At 67.9% G+C, this 18363-nt stretch carries 17 protein-coding genes; 9 read left to right on the forward strand and 8 right to left on the reverse strand.

Translation table 11 applies throughout. The features are described from left to right. Nucleotides 1–4 precede the first annotated feature (4 nt). Complete coding sequence (gene proC, locus E5790_RS04860; RefSeq protein ID WP_014646216.1) at nt 5–826, forward strand: pyrroline-5-carboxylate reductase; 822 nt, start codon at nt 5–7, stop codon at nt 824–826. Between the two features lie 59 nt (nt 827–885). Here the strand turns inward: proC and E5790_RS04865 are convergent, their stop codons facing one another. Beyond that, nucleotides 886–1761 (reverse strand): LysR family transcriptional regulator, encoded by an 876-nt coding sequence (locus tag E5790_RS04865; protein WP_014646215.1) that lies wholly within the window; start codon nt 1759–1761, stop codon nt 886–888. 98 nt (nt 1762–1859) lie between these two features. Here E5790_RS04865 and E5790_RS04870 point away from each other — a divergent pair, with 98 nt between their 5' ends. Further along, complete coding sequence (locus E5790_RS04870; RefSeq protein WP_014646214.1) at nt 1860–2462, forward strand: short chain dehydrogenase; 603 nt, start codon at nt 1860–1862, stop codon at nt 2460–2462. A 72-nt stretch (nt 2463–2534) separates the two neighbouring features. Here E5790_RS04870 and soxR read toward each other — a convergent pair whose 3' ends face one another. Next, nucleotides 2535–2969 (reverse strand): redox-sensitive transcriptional activator SoxR, encoded by a 435-nt coding sequence (gene soxR, locus E5790_RS04875; protein WP_021202603.1) that lies wholly within the window; start codon nt 2967–2969, stop codon nt 2535–2537. A gap of 29 nt (nt 2970–2998) precedes the next feature. On the opposite strand from soxR, the gene E5790_RS04880 reads away from it, so the two are divergent. Further along, a complete protein-coding gene (locus tag E5790_RS04880; protein ID WP_111205531.1) occupies nt 2999–4420 on the forward strand; it encodes an MFS transporter in 1422 nt (473 codons plus the stop codon). A gap of 87 nt (nt 4421–4507) precedes the next feature. On the opposite strand, the gene E5790_RS04885 is transcribed toward E5790_RS04880, so the two are convergent. Continuing rightward, nucleotides 4508–6529, reverse strand: coding sequence for an alpha/beta hydrolase (locus tag E5790_RS04885; protein ID WP_014646211.1), 2022 nt, complete (start codon nt 6527–6529; stop codon nt 4508–4510). Then, on the reverse strand, nt 6529–7503 hold the full coding sequence (locus tag E5790_RS04890) for a DUF4105 domain-containing protein (RefSeq protein ID WP_014646210.1): 975 nt from the start codon (nt 7501–7503) through the stop codon (nt 6529–6531). Before E5790_RS04890 ends, E5790_RS04885 begins: the two co-directional genes overlap by 1 nt. A 171-nt stretch (nt 7504–7674) precedes the next feature. Between E5790_RS04890 and E5790_RS04895 the strand changes: the two genes are divergently transcribed. Then, nucleotides 7675–8079: a GFA family protein gene (locus E5790_RS04895; RefSeq protein ID WP_111205530.1), complete on the forward strand. Its 405-nt coding sequence runs from the start codon at nt 7675–7677 to the stop codon at nt 8077–8079. 278 nt (nt 8080–8357) lie between these two features. On the opposite strand, the gene E5790_RS04900 is transcribed toward E5790_RS04895, so the two are convergent. Further along, nucleotides 8358–9875 carry an MFS transporter gene (locus E5790_RS04900; protein ID WP_111205538.1) on the reverse strand — a complete coding sequence of 506 codons (1518 nt, stop codon included), beginning with the start codon at nt 9873–9875 and terminating at the stop codon, nt 8358–8360. Nucleotides 9876–9981: 106 nt separating this feature from the next. On the opposite strand from E5790_RS04900, the gene E5790_RS04905 reads away from it, so the two are divergent. Beyond that, on the forward strand, nt 9982–10905 hold the full coding sequence (locus E5790_RS04905; RefSeq protein ID WP_111205529.1) for a LysR substrate-binding domain-containing protein: 924 nt from the start codon (nt 9982–9984) through the stop codon (nt 10903–10905). A 49-nt stretch (nt 10906–10954) separates the two neighbouring features. Here E5790_RS04905 and E5790_RS04910 read toward each other — a convergent pair whose 3' ends face one another. Continuing rightward, on the reverse strand, nt 10955–11818 hold the full coding sequence (locus E5790_RS04910) for a DMT family transporter (protein WP_032958514.1): 864 nt from the start codon (nt 11816–11818) through the stop codon (nt 10955–10957). A 133-nt stretch (nt 11819–11951) separates the two neighbouring features. Between E5790_RS04910 and E5790_RS04915 the strand changes: the two genes are divergently transcribed. Further along, complete coding sequence (locus tag E5790_RS04915; protein ID WP_041863130.1) at nt 11952–13331, forward strand: PLP-dependent aminotransferase family protein; 1380 nt, start codon at nt 11952–11954, stop codon at nt 13329–13331. Between the two features lie 98 nt (nt 13332–13429). Then, nucleotides 13430–14104 (forward strand): class I SAM-dependent methyltransferase, encoded by a 675-nt coding sequence (locus tag E5790_RS04920; RefSeq protein ID WP_049441007.1) that lies wholly within the window; start codon nt 13430–13432, stop codon nt 14102–14104. Between the two features lie 3 nt (nt 14105–14107). Here the strand turns inward: E5790_RS04920 and smqnr are convergent, their stop codons facing one another. Continuing rightward, nucleotides 14108–14755 (reverse strand): SmQnr family pentapeptide repeat protein, encoded by a 648-nt coding sequence (gene smqnr / locus E5790_RS04925; protein ID WP_014646203.1) that lies wholly within the window; start codon nt 14753–14755, stop codon nt 14108–14110. 162 nt (nt 14756–14917) lie between these two features. On the opposite strand from smqnr, the gene E5790_RS04930 reads away from it, so the two are divergent. Together E5790_RS04930 and E5790_RS04935 are read left to right on the forward strand one after the other, a co-directional pair. Next, entirely contained in the window at nt 14918–15694 is a 777-nt protein-coding gene (locus E5790_RS04930; RefSeq protein ID WP_014646202.1) for a DeoR/GlpR family DNA-binding transcription regulator, read from the forward strand. 11 nt (nt 15695–15705) lie between these two features. Further along, the gene (locus tag E5790_RS04935; RefSeq protein WP_111205527.1) at nt 15706–16839 is read left to right on the forward strand and encodes an MFS transporter; all 1134 of its coding nucleotides are present in this window, start codon (nt 15706–15708) and stop codon (nt 16837–16839) included. A gap of 9 nt (nt 16840–16848) precedes the next feature. Here the strand turns inward: E5790_RS04935 and E5790_RS04940 are convergent, their stop codons facing one another. Continuing rightward, nucleotides 16849–18354, reverse strand: coding sequence for a PepSY domain-containing protein (locus E5790_RS04940; RefSeq protein ID WP_111205526.1), 1506 nt, complete (start codon nt 18352–18354; stop codon nt 16849–16851). Nucleotides 18355–18363: the final 9 nt, after the last annotated feature.

An 18363-nucleotide genomic window follows, 5' to 3' on the forward strand; every position in this document is an offset into this window, starting at 1 on the left:
TTTCATGACAGCTGATTCCATCACCTTCATCGGCGGCGGCAACATGGCGCGCAGCCTGATCGCTGGCCTGATCCGCCAGGGCGTGCCCGCCGCACACATCCACGTGGCCGAACCGGTTGCAGCACTGCGCGAGTCGCTGGCCACCGATTTCGGCGTGCAGGTGCACGACAATGCCGCCGATGCCGCCGCACAGGGCCGCACCTGGCTGCTGGCGGTGAAGCCACAGGTGCTGCGCGAGGTCTGCCAGTCGCTGCAGGCACTGGCCCAGGCAAGCCGGCCACTGGTGGTGTCGATCGCCGCCGGCATCACCAGCGCGCAGCTGGAACGCTGGCTGGGCGGCAACCTGCCGGTGGTGCGTGCAATGCCCAACACGCCGGCCCTGCTCGGCGCCGGCGTGACCGGCCTGTATGCCACGCCGTCGGTGGATGCACAGCAGCGCTCGCAGGCCGAACAGGTATTGGCCAGTGCCGGCCGTACCGTGTGGATCGAGCGCGAGGCGCTGATGGATTCGGTCACTGCCGTGTCCGGCAGCGGGCCGGCCTACGTGTTCCTGCTGGCCGAAGCGATGGAAGCGGCGGGCATTGCCCAGGGCCTGCCGGCCGACGCCGCGCGCACGCTGGTGGTGCAGACCCTGCTGGGCGCCTCGCGCATGCTGGATGAAGCCGGCGAAAGCCCGGCCGAGCTTCGCCGCCGTGTGACCTCGCCGAACGGCACCACCCAGGCCGCGATCGAGAGCTTCCAGGCCGGTGGTTTCGAAGTGCTGGTGGACAACGCGCTGCGTGCTGCGCAGGTGCGCGGGCAGGAATTGTCTGCGGCGAATGATTGATCCCGATGTGTGCCGACCAACGGTCGGCACCTACCATCATCCACGCATGGCGTGGATGCTCATTGCCCAAATGTGGCCATGACGAAATCCACGAAGCACTGCAGCCGCGGGCGCGGCCGTCGATCCGGCAGGTAGATCAGATGCATCGGTCGCGGTTCGGGCAGGTAGTCGCGCAGCAGCGGCTTCAGGCGCCCTGCTGCGATCTCCCCCGCCAACAGCGCGGTGGGCTGCAACACCAACCCGGCCCCGGCCACGGCGGCTTCGCGCAGCGCGAACCCGTCGTTGCAGGTCAGCCGCGCCTCCCAATCCACCTGTTCACCGTTGGCCAACTGCCAGCCATGGCCACCACGCCAGGCAAGATGGCTCAGGCAATCATGCCCCTGCAGGTCCGCCGGCGTGCGTGGCGTGCCGCGCCTGCGCAGGTAAGACGGCGCCGCGCACAGGCTCATCGCATACGGCGGCAGCGGCCGCGCCACCACCTCCTGCGATGGCAACGGCCCGACCCGGATCGCCACGTCGAAGCCGTCCTCGATCAGGTCCACACGGCGGTTGCTCAGATCCAGTTCGATGTTCAACTGCGGCTGCGCGCGCAGCAGGCCGGCCAGCTGCGGCGCCAGCACGCAGCTGCCCCAGGTGGTCGGCGCACTGACCCGCAGCAGGCCACGCGGCTGTACCTGCAGACCGGCCACATCGGCCTCGGCCTGCTGCACCTGCTCCAGCACTTGCCGGCAGCCGGCCAGATAGGCGCTGCCGGCTTCGGTCAGGCGCTGGCGGCGGGTGTTCCGTTGCAGCAGCGCGGTGCCCAGATGCGCCTCCAGCTGCTGGATGTACTTGCCCACCATCACCGCCGAGACCTGCAGCTGTTCGGCGGCGCCGGCGAAGCTGCCACGCTCGGCCACGGCAACGAAGGCCTGCATGCATCGAAGGGTATCCATTACTAATCCCTAGTTAGGAATCTGCGAATCATACGCCGCTTACCTAACACCATTGTGAGGGCGCAGACTGCGCTCACTCCCTTACGCAAGGAACGGCCATGAAGATCCTCCTCGTTGGTGCCAGCGGCACCCTCGGCCAGGCAGTCGCCCGCCAGCTCGGCCAACAGCATCAGATTCTCGCCGCCGGCCGCAGCAGCGGCGAACTGCGCGTGGACCTGACCGATGACGCCAGCGTCGCCGAACTGTTCGCACGTACCGGCCCGGTCGATGCGGTGATTTCCACCGCCGGCAAGCTGCACTTCGGCCCGCTGCAGCAGATGACGCCGGCGCAGTTCAACCTCGGCCTGCAGGACAAACTGCTGGGCCAGGTGAGGCTGGCACTGGCCGCGCAGCATCATCTCAACAGCGGCGGCTCGATCACCCTGACCAGCGGCATCGTCAGCGCACAACCGATCCGCGACGGCGTCAACGCCACCTCGGTGAATGCCGCACTGGAAGGCTTCGTGCGCGCAGCCGCACTGGAGCTGCTGCCGCGCGGCCTGCGCATCAACGTGGTCAGCCCGAACGTACTGATCGAATCGATGGCCGCCTACGGCCCCTACTTCCCGGGCTTCGAGGCGGTAAGCGCACAGCGCGCGGCACTGGCCTTCCAGCGCGCGGTGGAAGGCATCCAGAGCGGCGAGACGATCACGGTCTGGTAAGAAAAAGGGGACGGAGGGGATTAAGTCGCAAGTGCACAAACGACATAATCCCCTCCGTCCCCTTTTTGTCGCTCACTCCCAGCGCATCGGGCCGTCGCCGCGTTCGCCGAGGACGTCGCCGGGATTGGCCAGGCGGCAATGCTGCAGCGACAGGCAGCCACAACCGATGCAGCCGGTCAGTTCGTCGCGCAGCAGCTGCAGCATGTGGATGCGCTCTTCCAGCTCGGTGCGCCAGCGCGCGGACAGCCTGGCCCAATCCGCTTTGGTCGGTGCGCGGCCGTCAGGCAGGCTTTCGAAGGCACGGCCGACTGCTTCCAGCGGCATGCCCACCCGCTGCGCCACGCGGATCACCGCCAACCGGCGCAGCACGTCCCGGCTGTAACGCCGTTGGTTGCCCGAGGTGCGCAGGCTGCTGATCAGCCCCTTGCGCTCGTAGAAATGCAGTGCGGAAACGGCCACGCCACTGCGCTGGGAGACCTCGCCAACGCTGAGTTCCTGGGATGCCATTGCTTGACCTCAACTACAGTTGAGGTGGCATGCTGCTACCTTCGCCGCCCGTTGACAAGCGCGGCCTGCACCTGACCCGTATGACCCCGACCCTCTCTCCCGCCGACACCCACCTGCCGGCTGACAGCTCGATCCTGTCCGCGCGCTACCGCGCCACGACCATCGGCATGGTTGCGCTGGTCGCGCTGCACGCCTTCGAAGCACTGGCCGTCGCGGCCGCGATGCCCACCGTGGCCGAAGCACTCGATGGCCTGCGCCTGTACGCGCTGGCCTTTGGCGGCACCCTGGCCACCAGTGTGATCGGCATGACCCTGGCCGGGCGCTGGGCCGATCGCCACGGCCCCGCGCGGCCACTCTGGTACGGCCTGGGCTGCTTCGTGCTGGGCCTGCTGCTGGCCGGCTTTGCGACGCGCATGGGCATGCTGGTGGCCGGGCGCCTGATGCAGGGCCTGGGCGCGGGCGCGATTTCGGTCTCGCTCTACGTGATGGTCGGCCGCAGCTACCCCGAGCACCTGCGACCGAAGGTGTTCGCGGCGTTCTCCGCAGGCTGGGTGGTGCCCTCGATGGTCGGCCCGGCGTTGAGTGGCCTGATGGTGCAGCACCTGGGCTGGCGCTGGGTATTCCTGGCAGTGCCACTGCTGGCGATACCGGCCGCACTGCTGCTGCGCCCGGCACTGGCGCGCATGCAACTTCCCGTTGCGGTCTGCAACGATGGCGAACGCAGCAACGTGGTGCGCTGGGCCTCTGGCGCCTCACTGGCCGCACTACTGCTCTACGTCGGCGGCCAGCAACAGGGCATGGCCGCCCTGCTCTGCATCGGCGTGGCGATGCTGGCGCTGCTGTTCTGCGTGCATCGGCTGCTGCCGGCCGGAACCCTGATCCTGCGCCGCGGCCTGCCCAGCGTGATCGCGTTGCGCGGCATTGCTGCAGCGGCGTTCTTCGCCTGCGAGGCCTATCTGCCCCTGCTGCTGCAGCGCGAACGCGGGCTCTCGCCCAGCTGGGCAGGCGCCGTGCTCAGCCTCGGTGCGCTGGGCTGGTTCGCCGGTTCATGGCTGCAGGGCCACCAGCAGCGTGGCTGGTCACGCCAGCAGCTGCTGCGCGTTGGCACGGTGATGATGACGTTCGGCATCGCCGCAACGCTGTCGGTGCTGTTCAACCCGATGCCGCTGCCGGTCGCGCTGGTCGGCTGGGCCGTGACCGGCTTCGGCATGGGCATGATCTACGCCAGCCTGTCGGTGCTGACCCTGTCGCTGTCAGCACCGCATGAGCAGGGTGCCAATACCTCGGCGCTGCAGCTGAGCGAGGCGTTGTCGGTGACCACCGCGCTGGCGGTGTCCGGCGCGTTGTTCGCCATGTTCGTGGAAAGCGCGCCGCACACCGGCTACCTGCTGTGCCTGGCCATCACCTTCGGTCTGGCGGTGCTGGCCGCAGTGATCGCGCGGCGGGTGTAGCGCCGCCGGATTCCGGTAGTGCCGGCCGCTGGCCGGCAACCTCCGCGCACGCGGGAATCCCATGATGGCGACGGCCAGAGGCCGGCATTACCGTGTACCGGCTCCCACATCATCGATATCCCGATGCAGGATGCGGCGCACTTCCAGTACGGCCTGCGGGGTCTCCTGCACGCTGTGGCCGGAAATGATCACCTTCTCCGACAGCGCGCCCGGCAGATGCGCGCTCCAGTACGGCACCAGCCCGTCATCGGACTTCTCCACCGGCAGCTCCGGCTTGCGCTGGGCGATGATCGAGTGGTACTTCAGGCCCGCTTCGATCGGCAGCTGTGCGGCGGCCTTCACGAACGGATCGCTGGCCTTGAGGTTGTCGATGCTGTTGGGAATCTTCGGCTTGGCGGTGCCGTCGACCTGCTGCTCGGCCTGTGCCAGTGCCATGAACACGTCCTCGAACTTGCCGAGAATGGTCAGCGGCAGGCGTACCAGGCGCCCGATCAGCCGCCCGACCTTGTTGCCTGCGATATCCGTGCCCTGGTGCGGCGCGGCGATGAAGATCGCGCGTTCCACGTTCGGCTGCGCCTTGAAATGCAGCAGTGGCCCCAGCTTGGCCTGCACCCGCTTCAGCCGCTCGCCCTTCAGGTCATAGTTGGCCAGCAGGTCATCCCACAGCACATCACCCGAGTCGCTCACCAACAGCCGCGCGAGCACGCCGCCCATGCTGTGGCCGATATAGACCATGTCCTTCGATGCGCGTGTGCTGCCGTTGGGGTCGAAGTGCTTGAGCGTGTCATTGAACGCGTTGGCGATCTCGTAGCGGTTCAGCGCGATCGGTGCATTGGTCGGGTAGTAGACCTGCCACACCTGGAACTGCTGGCGCAGCTCGGGGTCGCCCATGATCTCGTTGGCCAGGTTCACCCAGGCTTCCGGGCTGCTGGCCAGGCCGTGCAGCATGAAGATGATGCGGCGGTTCGGGTCCCACGGCTGCATCAGGTAGATGTGCGGTTCGCCGATGCCCTCACTCATGCCGAACAGGGTGCGCAGTGACTGCCGGGCGAAGCCACTCTGCGCCAGCCACAGGCCGTAGGCAGCGGTGAAATTGCCGGCCAGCGGCACCTGTTCGCCGTGCAGGGTGATGCGTTCAGTGGCCTCCGGCGAATAGGCGTCCAGTTCAACCCGGCGCGTGCGCATCACGTCTTCCAGGCTGCTGCCTTCGAAACGCAGCAGCGCGGTGACGTTGATCGAGGACATCTCGCTGAATTCCGGCACCGAATCGTCATGCCGATGGCGGCGGCCACGGCGCTCGTCGTCAGCATCATCCGCCGCTGTTTCCGCCTTCGGCCCATCGCCCGCGATCACCGGCGCGACCAGCTTGGGCGGGTCCATCACCATCACCAGCTCGGCACCGAAGCCATCGCGGCGATAGGTGCTGCGCAGGCCGACGAAGCTGACCGTGCCGGCCGGCACCAGCTGCGCCGGAATGCTCTTCAGGTTCAACTGCTGATAGTTGGAGGCCAGCGACCAGCTGCCGACCGAGATCGGCTTCGTATAGTCCTCGCCGGCCAGTGCCGCTGCACGCGCGCGCACGAACAGCACCACCGCCGCCTTCTCGGCGGCGTAGTTGTAGTAGTCGCGCACCTGCGTCTGCCGGTCCTCGAAGGCGCGGTCGGACGGCGAGCGGCCGCTGTAGAACAGGTAGGCATAGGCATAGCGCGCGGCTTCCAGCCAGGCATCCAGCGCCGCATCGCTCATCGGCGGATCGCCGGCGGCGGTCTTCTTCGGCGTCAGCGCCAGTGCGGCCTTCACCCACAGTTCGGACAGCGCCGACAGCCGCTGCTCGACGTTGAGGTCATCGGTCATCAACAACGTGCTGCGGCAGACCAGGAAGTCCTTCTCGCACTGCGACTCATCCAGGCCCGCCGCGCTGAGCGTCTCGCGCGCGGCCGGGCTGAGCTTGCCGGTGTTGAGCACATCGGCGCGCTTGTTCACCAGCGAATCGCTGGACTTCACCTGCTTGACAGTCACCATCGCGCAGCCGCTGCTGCCCAGCAGCAGGAAGGCGGCGAACAACACCGGCAGCGCGCGCTGCCAGCGGATCAGGAAGAGTCGGGTCATTACTGCGGGTCCTGCTCGGTGCCGGGCACGCCCTGGCGGATCACGGTGGAGAAGTGGTCGCCGCTGCCCAGGTCCAGCGCACGCTGGGTGATGCGGCCCTTGTCATGCAGTTCGGCATAAGGCACGCCCGGCGTGAGCGCGCCGACCTCCTGTGCGTATTCGGCCAGGTAGCCGGACAGCAGCAGGCGGTAGTCCAGCGGCAGGCGCGGCGCGATGTGGCGGGCCAGATCGAAGACGATGGTGGTGCAGTTGCTGGTGAGCGTGTTGTAGAAGCCCGGCTTCGCATCCAGTTCGCGCGCCTGCGCGATGTACGCGGCGAACAGTTGCTTCAGCTGCGCCTGGTCCATGCCGTGCAGGCGGTACAGGTAGACATCCTCGCCACGCGCGTTGGTGCGGGTGCGGATGATGTCGGTCTCCTCCGCGGCCACCAGGGTCATCTCGAATTTGCGGAAGAAGCCGCCCAGCGCCGAGAACGATTCGCCGCGTTCCTTGCGGATCTCCAGCGAGAACACCACGTGGCGCCCATCCTCGAAACCGAACGAGATCAGGGTGTGGGCGATCGCCGGGCCCATCCAGTACGACAGCACCAGATCGGCCGAGCGGAGTTGGTCCAGGTCGTACGCGCGGCGCACCCAGTGCGCGTCGTAGTCGGTCTCGCTGCGCCAGGTGAAATCACGCACGTTGTCGAGCACCACGTGGCGCCCGTCGAAGGACACCACGTGCAGGCGCTGGGCCACGTCATCGGCCCAGACGCGGTCCTGGCGCGGGGTGAGCAGCAGCCACCACAGGCCGGCTAGCGCCAGCGACGCGCCGAACGCCATGCCCAGGCGACGATGGCCACGGCCACGCGCGACCTGCCACGACGCCCACAGCGCAACCAGCAGCCACAGCACCGCAATGCCATTGGCCAGCCAGCCCGGCCCCGGCATCTGATAGGCCAGCAGCCCGGTCACCCACAACGCTGCCAGCGCCATGGCACTTCCTGTCATCCAACGTCCTGCGGCTCTCACTGGCATCCTGTCGCGGTCCCGAAGCCGCATAGTTAGCCACAAGCGGGTTCACCGTGGCATCTACGGCCCGTTCAGGGACCGCGGCGCACCGTCTGCGGCGGTCCATGCGGCCAGGTTCACCTCACAGGAGCAACGATGGGCATCACTTCCGTGGCCGGCGTTCCGGTCCAACCCCAGCACCGCGCCACCTGCCACTGCGGCACGGTCGAGCTGTTGCTGGACCTCCCGGACGGCGTCGTCGACCCGCGCCGCTGCGACTGCTCGATGTGCCGGCGCCGGGGTGCCATCGCCGCCAGCGTCCCCCGCCAGGGCCTGCAGGTGGTGCGCGGGCAGCATCACCTGCAGAAATACCAGTTCAACACCCATGTGGCCGAGCACTACTTCTGCGGGGTGTGCGGCATCTACACCCATCACCGGCGCCGCTCCAACCCCGACCAGTACGGCTACAACGTGGCCTGCCTGGAGGGCATCGACCCGTTCGCGCTGGGGGTGATCCCGGTCAGCGATGGGGTCAACCACCCATCAGACCGCACCGGCTAGTGGCGCGTGCGCCGCGGTGGCGTGGCCACCTTCTGCCAGGGCGCCATGCCGCTGCGCCCGGCCCGCGCCGGGCGTTTCAGCCAGGGCCGGCGTGACGGTGCCTGTGGCGCGTCCTCGACCGGGGGAGGAAGGGGTCGACGGCTGGGCCAGAGATGGTCGAGCAGCCACATGGCGGGTCTCCGTGGGGGACGGGGACGATCAACACTAGGCCCGGGTGGGCATAGGCGGCGTGAGCGGGACACGACAACGGGATGACGGCGGAGGCGGCGATGAGCCAGCTACACCATGTTCCCGACCAAGGCACCTGTCCTTTTCCGCAGCAACAGGCGCAACACGGCGGCACAGGCGGCGGTCAGCAGCGCCAGTACGCGCAGCAGTGTCGCCAGCGCATCACTACTGGCGTGCTGCAGCTGCATGCGGCTCATCGTCGGTAGCAGTGCCTGCGCCTGTTCCCGCGCCCCCGTGGCCAGATAGGCACCGGCACGCACCAGCGATGCCGGCGACGCGCCCTGCAGCTGACGGCCGATCAGCAGCGCAAGCAAGGCAGTGACTGCGGCCAACGCGATGCCTTCGCCGGCCACCCGCACGGTTCCGAATATGCCTGCGGCCATGCCGGCACGTTGCACCGGTACCACGCTCACCGACAGTCCATCCATCAGCCCCCACGGCAAAGCCGTGCCTGCGCCGACCAGCATCAGCAGCGGCACCCACTGCAAGGGCGACGGGTGCGACGCCTGCCGCGACAACAGGTACAGGCCGGCGGCACACACCAGCAGACCCAGCGTGCACAGCCGCGCACTTCCCACGCGCTCCGCCCAACGCGCGGCCAGCATCGGCAGGACCAGCATCGGCGCGGACAGCGCCAGCATCTGCAGTCCCACCAGCGTCGCGCTCTGGCCATGCACGCCCAGCAGTTGCACAGGTAACACGACCAGCAGCACCACGTAGCCGAAGCAGGTCGCCACCGGCAGCAGCTGGACACCGAGGAACGCCGGTTGCGAGAACAGTGAGAGGTCCAGCAACGGTGAGGGGTGCCGCCGTTCGATGAAGACGAACACCCCGCCCAACAGCAGCGTCACCAGCAGCGCCAGCCGCACGCGCGCGGCATGCAGGCCGAACTCGCCCAGCCACAGCAGCGCCAGGGTCAACGCCGCCAGCGTCAGGCTGAAAATCAGCATGCCGCCGATATCCAGTGGTCGGCGCTCGCCATGACTTTCAGGCAACGCGCGTGCCCCCAGGCCGAAGGCCACCAACGTGAGCACACCGCCCGCGGCGAACACGCTGCGCCATCCCAATGTCTGCAGCAGCAGGCCCGCGAGCAGGGGCCCCAACGCCAGCCCCATGCCGAACGTGGTGCCCAGCAGGGCGAAGACACGGGCACGCGCCGGCCCCTGCCAGGCCTGTGCCAGCAGCGCCGTGCCGGATGCCAGCGCCGCCGCCGCGGCAACGCCCTGCAACCCGCGCGCCAGATCCAGCCATAGCAGCGTGCGAGCAAGGCAGACGGCGGCGGTGGCGGTGGTGAAGCCCGCCGTGCCCAGCAGGAACAGCCGCCGACGGCCATATCGATCGGCCAAGCCGCCCGCAGCGAGCAACAGACTGCCGAAGGTGAGCATGAAGGCGTTGGTCACCCAGGCCAGCGCGGTGGGCGATGCCGCCGCGGAACGGGCCAGCGCCGGCACCGCGACTGCACCGGCAGAGAAGGACAACGGCAACGCCAGCGCGGCCAGGCAGACCGCAAGCAGCGCCCAGCGCTGCTGCGCGCGGACAGGTACAGGGAGCATCGAATCCGGGGCCATGCGGGCCTCCATCCATCAGGGGCATTGATGATGGACAGGCCGCTATTCCAGAAAAACAGGCTCGGTGGATGTTGATTGCGGCCAGATGTTCCGCAATCATCCAAGCATGGACTCCATCTCCGCCCTGCTCGCCTTCGTCCGCACCGCGGAGTCAGGCAGCATTGTCGGTGCCGCCCGCGTACTCGGCCTGTCAGCCTCGGCCGTCGGCAAGCGCATCGCCCGGCTTGAACAGAAACTCGGCACGCGCCTGTTCCAGCGCACCACCCGCCGCGTGCATCTCACCGACGAAGGCGAACTGCTGCTGCAGCGCTGCCGGCGTGCACTGGACGAGCTTTCCGAAGCACAGGCGGACCTGGCGCAGCGACAGCACGCCCCCAGCGGGCTGCTGCGCATCGGCCTGCCCACCATCGGCTACCGCTTCCTGCTGCCGGTGCTGCCCGGCTTCCAGCAACGCTATCCGCAGGTGCAGCTGGAACTGGACTTCAACGACCGCATCGTCGATGTGGTCAGCGAAGGCCTGGATGCGGTGATACGCAGTGGCGAACTGGCTGATTCCAGCCTGACCGCACGGCGACTGGGGGGTTTTCGTTTCATCCTCTGTGCGGCGCCGGGCTATCTGCAGATGCATGGAACGCCCGGCGATGTGGGCGACCTGCGCATGCATACCGCGCTGCGCTTCCGTTACCCCACCACGGGAAAGCTGCATCCGTGGCAGCTGCCGGGCATCGAAGGCGACGCCGGGGCGCGCCTTCCCACGGCGATGACCTGCAACAACATGGAAGCCGTGCTGGCCGCTGCGATCGGATGCATGGGCCTGGCCTGGATGCCTGACTTCCTCGCAGCTGACGCGCTGGCCGATGGCCGCCTGCAACAGGTGCTGCCCACACTGCCCACGCACCAGGGGCAGTTCTCGCTGCTGTGGCCCGGCGGGCGCCATCCCAGTGCACGCTTGCGGGTGTTCATCGACTACGCCGTTGCGCACCTTTTCCGCAGCACCCCGGAAAAGGGGACGGAGGGGATTAAGTCGTAATTGGTCCTGCTGTGCCTGAAACGACTTAATCCCCTCCGTCCCCTTTTTCCTAGCGGCTGAAGCGGCGCGCGCCGGCGACGCAGATCACCGCGACCAGAGTCACCAGCACCATGCTGAGGCTGACCGACTCGTGCAGCAGCAGCGCGGCCAGGGCCAGGCCGAAGAACGGCTGCAGCAGCTGCAGCTGACCGACGGCAGCGATGCCGCCCTGGGCCAGCCCGCGGTACCAGAACAGGAAGCCGATCAGCATGCTGAACACTGCCACGTAGCCCAGTGCCCACCACGCCGAGGCACCGACCGCGGTGAACGAGGCCGGGCGCATCAGCACCGTCAGCGGCAGCATCACCGGCAACGCCAGCAGCAGTGCCCAGCTGATCACCTGCCAGCCGCCCAGATGACGGGCGAGCCGACCACCCTCCGCGTAGCCCAGCCCGCACACCACGATCGCCGCCAGCATCAGCAGGTCGGCCTGCAACGAGGCTTCGATTCCGTTGCGCGCGGCATAGCCGACCACGCAGGCACTGCCCAGCAACGAGAACAGCCAGAACGCCGGGCGCGGCCGATCGCCACCGCGCAGCACGCCGAACACCGCTGTACTCAACGGCAGCAGGCCAAGGAACACGATGGTGTGCGCCGACGACGCGTGACGCAGCGCGAGCGCGGTCAGCAGCGGGAAGCCGACCACAACGCCGAGGCTGACCACCACCAGCCCCGGCAGGTCGCCGCGCCGCGGCCATGGCTGGCGCAGCAGAAGCAGCAGCCCCAGACCGAGCACCGCGGCGATGGTGGCGCGTGCGGCGGTGACGAACCCGGCATCCAGCTGCAGCACCGCCAGGCGGGTGGCCGGCAATGAGCCGGCGAAGATCACCACACCGATGAAGCCATTGATCCAACCACTCGCCGACCGTTCCACGCCTGTACTCCTGAAGGTGCCGGACGATGCCCGGCTGCACCTGTATGGAAGCATCCGGCGCGGAACGACCCCAGCTACAATCCAGTACAGCCGCAAGTAACTGTACTGCCCACACTTCCACTACGGTTCCACCATGCCGCGCCCGCTCACCCGCATCGAATCGGTCATCCAGACCGTCCGCACCCGCATCAGTGCACGGGTGGATGGCCCCGGCTCCCGCCTGCCTTCGGTACGTGCGCAGGCGGCGACCATGGGGGTTTCAGTCTCCACCGTGGTCGAGGCCTACGAGCGCCTGGCGGCCGAAGGCCTGATCAGTGCGCGCGCAGGCTCGGGCTTCTACGTCAGTGGCCCGGCCGCACCGCTGGCGCTGGCCGAAATGGAGCCGCGGCTGGATCGCGCGGTGGATCCGCTGTGGGTGTCACGGCAATCGCTGGAAACGCCCGCGGGCGATCTCAAGCCAGGGTGCGGCTGGATGCCCAGTGACTGGCTGTATCACGATGGCGTGCGCCGCGGCCTGCGCCGGCTGTCGCGTGCCGATGCCATGCAACTGGTGGACTACGCCGGTCCGCTCGGGCTGCCCGCGTTGCGCCAGCTGCTGCAAAGGCGCAGCGCCACGCTTGGCATCGATGCACCGATGGAGCAGATCCTGCTGACCGAATCCGGTACGCACGCGGTCGATCTGCTCTGCCGTTTCCTGCTCAAGCCCGGCGACTGCGTGCTGGTCGATGACCCGAGCTACTTCAATTACCACGCGCTGCTCAAGGCGCACCAGGTGCAGGCCATCGGCGTGCCGTACACGCACAGCGGCCCGGACCTGGAGGCGTTCGCGCAAGCCCTGCAGGCGCATTCGCCGCGGCTGTACATCACCAATTCCGGCCTGCACAACCCGACCGGCGCGGTGCTTTCGGCCAACACCGCGCACCGCCTGCTGGGCCTGGCCGAACGCAGCGAGTTGATCATCGTCGAGGACGACATCTTCGCCGACTTCGAACTGCAGCCGGCACCGCGGCTGGCCGCGCTCGATGGACTGTCACGGGTGATCCACGTCGGCAGTTTCTCCAAGACGCTGTCGGCAGCGTCGCGCTGCGGCTACATCGCTGCGCGCCACGACTGGATAGAAGCACTGACCGACCTGAAGCTGGCGACCAGCTTTGGCGGCGGCCATCTGGCCGCGCAGTTGATGCACATCGCGCTGACCGATAGCGGTTACCGCCGCCACATGCAGTCGATACGTTCGCGCCTGGCCGATGCACGCCGGCACACACTGCGGAAACTGCAGGCGCTGGGCATCACGCCATGGCTGCAGCCGGAAGCCGGCCTGTTCCTGTGGTGCCAGCTGCCCGACGGCCGCGACGCCGCCGCACTGGCGCGGCAATGCCTGCGCGAGGGCATCGTGCTGGCGCCGGGCAACGCGTTCAGCCAGTCGCAGCGCGCGGCCGACTATCTGCGCTTCAACGTCTCGCAGTGCCAGGACCCGAGGATCTGGCAGGTGCTGGCGCGGGCGTTGCGCTGAGCTGGATGCAAGCCGGTCAGCGCAGGCAGGAGCGACCCGCGGCAAAGGCACTTGCATGCCACGGTACAGTGGTATGTCCCTGTTGCAGGAATGCACGCATGTCTTCGTTCTCCGATCCGCAGGCCGTTGCCCGCTATGCCGAGGGCCCGCTGCGCCAGGTGCCGGGCTTCCTCGCGTTGCAGCAGATGAGTCGCCTGTTGCTGGCCGAACACGTTCCTGCGCAGGGCCGCGTGCTGGTGCTGGGCGCCGGTGGCGGGCTGGAGCTGAAGGCATTTGCCGAGGCGCAGCCGGGCTGGCAGCTGCTGGGCGTGGACCCGGCTGCACCGATGCTGGCCCTGGCCGAACAGACACTGGGCCCGCTGATGTCGCGCGTGCAGTTGCTGGAAGGCTACATCGACGATGCCCCCGACGTGCGCTTCGATGGTGCCAGCTGCCTGCTGACCCTGCACTTCCTCGACGGCGCGCAGCGCCTGCACACGCTGCGGGAGCTGCACAGGCGCCTGCAGCCCGGTGCGCCGCTGGTGGTGGCCCACCACAGCGTGCCGCAGGATCCGGCCGGCAAGCTGCGCTGGTTGCAGCGCTACGCCGCGTTCGCCGAAGCCTCCGGCGTTGCCCACGCCGATGCACAGCGCGCGATCGACGCCATTGCCGAGCGGCTGCCGCTGCTGGCCCCCGAACAGGAAGTGACGCTGCTGCAGGAGGCCGGCTTCGACGATGTGGAGCTGTTCTATGCGGGCTTCAGCTTCAAGGGCTGGGTGGCGTACGCCGGCTGATGCCTACGGCACCACCGTGATGCCGATGCGCTGCATCAACAGCGCCACCTGCTGGACATCCAGCGTGGCGCCACGCAGGTTGGTGCTGCGCAGGTCCAGCTCGCCCAGATCGGAATTGGTCAGGTCGCAGTCGGTGAAGTTGGCGCTGTTCCAGTCGATTCCCTCGAACTGGCCACCGGACAGGTCCGAGCCGGCAAAGCTGGCGCCGCTGACGTTTGCACCGTCCCAGCGGTTCTCCCACAGTTCGCATTTCTCCAGCGTGACCCGCGAGAAATTGGCATAGCGCAGGTTCGACTTCTTGATGAAGGCGCTGCAGAACCAGCTGCGCGTGGTGATCTGGTTCATGAAGCTGGCGTTGCTGAAATCCGCACCCTGCGCGCGGCACTCGCTGATCTCCAGGCCCAGCGCCTTGATGAAGTTGAAGTGGCACATGCTGATGTCGCAGCTGCGGAAGCTGGCCTCCTTCAATGTGGCGCCATTGAAGCGGCAGCCGCTGCGGCTGTCGGCATCGTAGAAGCTGCAGTTGATGAACTCGGTGGCGGTCAGGTCGGCACCGGAAAAATCGCACTCATGGAACTGCTGGTCGACCACTTTCTGGCCGGTGTACTGGTCCGCGCCGATGCGCAGCTTGCGGTGAACGGTGGGGGACATCAGGGATTCCATGCCAGGTGCCCCGCCATCATGCCGGGCCGCGAGGGCGATCCATAGACGTGGGCGCGGGCGGATTCACCGGCAGTCCAGCCGCCCTGTGCCCCGCCCAAACGCAGCATACACGTTGTTGCACGTTAATGCACGAACGTGCAGACTTGCAGCATGAGCTCCGATCCCAGCCCCCTCCCCGCCCAGCGCACCCGGCAGATTCTGGAGGAACTGCGCCAGCAGGGCCGCGTGGTTGCCGCCGAGCTGGCGCGCCGCTATGCCGTGTCCGAAGATTCGATCCGCCGCGACCTGCGCGAGCTGGCCGCGCAGGGCCTGTGCCAGCGCGTCTACGGTGGCGCCGTGCTGCCACCGCCCAAGGAACGCCCGCTGCGCGAGCGGCTGACCCGCGACCGCGGCGACAAGGCCGAGCTGGCCGCCCGCGTCTGCGCGTTGCTGCAACCCGGCCAGGTCGTACTGCTCGACGCCGGTTCAACCAACCTGGCGATCGCCCAGCAGTTGCCGGCCGCCCTCGGCTTGACGGTGATCACCAACGCGCCACAGATCGCCACGGCCGCCAGCCTGCTTGAAGGCACCTCGGTGCAGCTGATCGGCGGGCGCCTGGCCAGCGGTGGCGGCGCGGTCGGCGCCGAAGCACTGGCCCAGGTGCAGCGCCTGCGCGCCGATGTGTACCTGCCCGGCCCCTGCGCGGTGGACGGCGACACCGGCGTGTGGGCAATGGATGCGGAAGAAGCCACGCTGAAGCGCGCGATGGTGGCCTGCAGCAGCCGTGTCATCGTCGCCGCCACGACTGAAAAGCTGGGTGCACGCGGCAACTGGCAGATTGCCAGCCTCGACGAGATCGACGACCTGGTGCTGACCACCACCGCACCGCCCGCATTGGCGGCACGCTTCCGCGCCGCAGGCATCGCGGTACACCCCACTCCCCCCTGACCGTACCGCTCATGTCCGTTGCCAACCGCGCGCGTGCCGAACAGCACGCGACCCGCGCTGCGTTCTTCATTCCCGGCTTCGCCACCGCGCTGTGGGCCACCCTGGTGCCGTTCGCAAAGGCACGCACCGGGATCAACGACGCCACGCTGGGGCTGGTGCTGCTCTGCCTCGGTGCCGGTTCGCTGCTGGCGATGCCGTTGTCCGGCGTGCTGGCCGCGCGCCTCGGTTGCCGGCGGGTGATGGTGGCCAGCAGCCTGCTGATCTGCCTGACCGTGCCCGGCCTGGCGCTGGCCGGTTCGGCCTGGACACTCGGGCTGGTCCTGTTCGTGTTCGGCGCCGCCGTGGGGGCAATGGACTGCACGATGAACGTACAGGCCGTCATCGTCGAGCGCGAAGCACGGCGCGTGATGATGTCCGGCTTCCATGCGTTCTTCAGCATCGGCGGCTTCCTCGGCGCGGCCACCATGACCGTGCTGCTGTCTGCTCACCTGCCTCCCTCGGCGTCCGTGCTGATCGGCGTTGGCGCCATGCTGCTGGTGATGCTGCTGTCGGCGTCGTACTGGCACAGCGAACGCATGCCGCACGACACACCGATGCTGGCCCTGCCACACGGCATCGTGCTGTTCATCGGCGTGCTGGCGTTCGTCGCGTTCCTCGGCGAAGGTGCGATGCTCGACTGGAGCGCGGTGTTTCTCAGCGACGTGCGCCGCGTCGATGCCGGCCTCGCCGGCATTGGCTATGTGACCTTCACCCTGACCATGACCGTCGCACGCCTGTTCGGTGATGCACTGGTGGCACGCGTGGGCCGCCAGCGCGCGATCGTGTTCGGCGCGTTGCTTGCCGCCGCGGGCGTGCTGGTGCTGACCCTGGTCACGCCGTGGCAGGCGTCGCTGATCGGCTATGTGCTGGTCGGCCTCGGCTGCGCCAACATCGCACCGGCGCTGTTCTCGCTGGCTGGCCACCAGACCCGCATGCCCGGCGCGCTGGCCATCACCGCCGTTTCCACGCTGGGCTTTGCCGGCATCCTTGCTGGCCCGGCACTGATCGGTTTTGCCGCCAACCACTTCGGCCTGATCGCTGCATTCATCGGCGTGGCCACGGCCTTGTTGCTGGTGGCGATGTCCACGCGTTGGCTGCGGGTGTAGCCCAGGGCATCAGCGCCGCCTGCGCCGCAGCTTCATCCGCAATCGCCGATAGCCGATCACCGTCGCCGTGGCACACAACGCGGTGCCGGCAGCGCTCAGCAGCAGCAACACCGCCAACCGGGCACCTTCCTGGCGCAGCATCGCCGGCAGGTCCCAGCTATGCAGGAAGTAGAACAGCCAGCGCCCCACCCGCTCACGATGCCCCATCGTCAGCAACGGATCGCCGGTCGCCAGATCGAGATGGACGCGTGTCGCCTCGGCATCACCGAAATCCACCACTGCCACCGGGAAGCGACGTACCGCTGCACCATTCATGGCCTCGGGCGCACGCGGGTAGAAGTACGCATCCGCTGCATGCTGCACCACGAAACCCTGGATGGGTGTAGCGGACAGCGCACGTGCCCTCTGCTGCAACCACGCGGTCGGCAGCCACCGTGCGACATGCAGGTGCCCATTGCCGCCGGACACGATGCGCGTATCACCCTGCCCGTCCAGCAACACCGCGAACAGCTCACCACCGATCCGTCGCCACTGGATCTCCACCGGCTGGAAGCGCGCAGCTTCGGCCATCGCCAGAAGCTTCGCAGGATCACCCAGCGCACCATCCACCGCCACCGCGCCGCCACGGTAGTGCTCAACATCGATCGCTTCACCCGTACTGCTGAAGACACCCATTGGGTTCATCGACATCAGGCCGCTGAAAATCCAGGTGAACACGAAGGCCGCAGCACACAATCCGATCAGATGGTGCCAGCGCATCCACGACTCCACGTACGGCGTCTTCGCACCGGAACGATAGTGCCCACGGAAACGCCAGCGCCATACGCCCACCACGATGCCGCTGATCGCCGCCACCGTACACAGTGCGGACAGCACGATCACCACCCACGTCCACACCGGGTCGACCGACTGCATGCGCAGGAAGTACAGCCAGTGCAGCCAGGCGCCCACATAGTTCCAGCGCTGCTGCACATGCGGGGCGTCCAGCACCACCTCACCGGTATGCGAGGACACATACAGGTCGCCCGGCTGCGCACCGCCCACCTCCACCCGATACAGCGGCCGATGCGCGTCCAGTGCACGCGAATGCGTCCAACGATCCTCATTCACGCGCATCGCACCCACGAAGGCCTGGCCGCCCGCGAACTGCGCGGCGGATGCTTCGGCGCGCTGTGCCGACACCGGCAGCAGGGCCTGGCCGGTCACGGCAGACCAGGCGCCCACGTTGCTGCCACTTCGCACCACATAGGCAGGCGCTCCACGCAGCGTGGTCAACGCCACAGCCTCCGGCTCGGCCTGCACGGCGGCAGGCAGTACCGACAGCCCCTGCAGGTCGCGGGCCTCACCCAGCACCGGCAACGCCGCCAGCCGCTCGCCGGGTGTCAGCTTCGGGTAACCAATGAACAGCATCACCATGCCGCTGACGAACCACAGCAGCATCAGCAGGCATCCGCCGATGCCCAGCCAGCGATGCACCAGGTAGGTCCAGCGCTTGGCGGTGGAACGCAACGTCATTGCCCGCGC

This window comes from Stenotrophomonas sp. PAMC25021 (assembly GCF_004795795.1).
GTDB classification, from domain to species: Bacteria; Pseudomonadota; Gammaproteobacteria; order Xanthomonadales; family Xanthomonadaceae; genus Stenotrophomonas; species Stenotrophomonas muris.

What these genes read in the sequence shown, in the direction of transcription:
- proC (WP_014646216.1), top strand. Translation starts at nt 5, where the DNA reads ATGACAGCTGATTCCATCACCTTCATCGGCGGCGGCAACATGGCGCGC.
- E5790_RS04865 (WP_014646215.1), bottom strand. Translation starts at nt 1,761, where the DNA reads ATGGATACCCTTCGATGCATGCAGGCCTTCGTTGCCGTGGCCGAGCGT.
- E5790_RS04870 (WP_014646214.1), top strand. Translation starts at nt 1,860, where the DNA reads ATGAAGATCCTCCTCGTTGGTGCCAGCGGCACCCTCGGCCAGGCAGTC.
- soxR (WP_021202603.1), bottom strand. Translation starts at nt 2,969, where the DNA reads ATGGCATCCCAGGAACTCAGCGTTGGCGAGGTCTCCCAGCGCAGTGGC.
- E5790_RS04880 (WP_111205531.1), top strand. Translation starts at nt 2,999, where the DNA reads ATGCTGCTACCTTCGCCGCCCGTTGACAAGCGCGGCCTGCACCTGACC.
- E5790_RS04885 (WP_014646211.1), bottom strand. Translation starts at nt 6,529, where the DNA reads ATGACCCGACTCTTCCTGATCCGCTGGCAGCGCGCGCTGCCGGTGTTG.
- E5790_RS04890 (WP_014646210.1), bottom strand. Translation starts at nt 7,503, where the DNA reads ATGGCGCTGGCAGCGTTGTGGGTGACCGGGCTGCTGGCCTATCAGATG.
- E5790_RS04895 (WP_111205530.1), top strand. Translation starts at nt 7,675, where the DNA reads ATGGGCATCACTTCCGTGGCCGGCGTTCCGGTCCAACCCCAGCACCGC.
- E5790_RS04900 (WP_111205538.1), bottom strand. Translation starts at nt 9,875, where the DNA reads ATGGCCCCGGATTCGATGCTCCCTGTACCTGTCCGCGCGCAGCAGCGC.
- E5790_RS04905 (WP_111205529.1), top strand. Translation starts at nt 9,982, where the DNA reads ATGGACTCCATCTCCGCCCTGCTCGCCTTCGTCCGCACCGCGGAGTCA.
- E5790_RS04915 (WP_041863130.1), top strand. Translation starts at nt 11,952, where the DNA reads ATGCCGCGCCCGCTCACCCGCATCGAATCGGTCATCCAGACCGTCCGC.
- E5790_RS04920 (WP_049441007.1), top strand. Translation starts at nt 13,430, where the DNA reads ATGTCTTCGTTCTCCGATCCGCAGGCCGTTGCCCGCTATGCCGAGGGC.
- smqnr (WP_014646203.1), bottom strand. Translation starts at nt 14,755, where the DNA reads ATGTCCCCCACCGTTCACCGCAAGCTGCGCATCGGCGCGGACCAGTAC.
- E5790_RS04930 (WP_014646202.1), top strand. Translation starts at nt 14,918, where the DNA reads ATGAGCTCCGATCCCAGCCCCCTCCCCGCCCAGCGCACCCGGCAGATT.
- E5790_RS04935 (WP_111205527.1), top strand. Translation starts at nt 15,706, where the DNA reads ATGTCCGTTGCCAACCGCGCGCGTGCCGAACAGCACGCGACCCGCGCT.
- E5790_RS04940 (WP_111205526.1), bottom strand. Translation starts at nt 18,354, where the DNA reads ATGACGTTGCGTTCCACCGCCAAGCGCTGGACCTACCTGGTGCATCGC.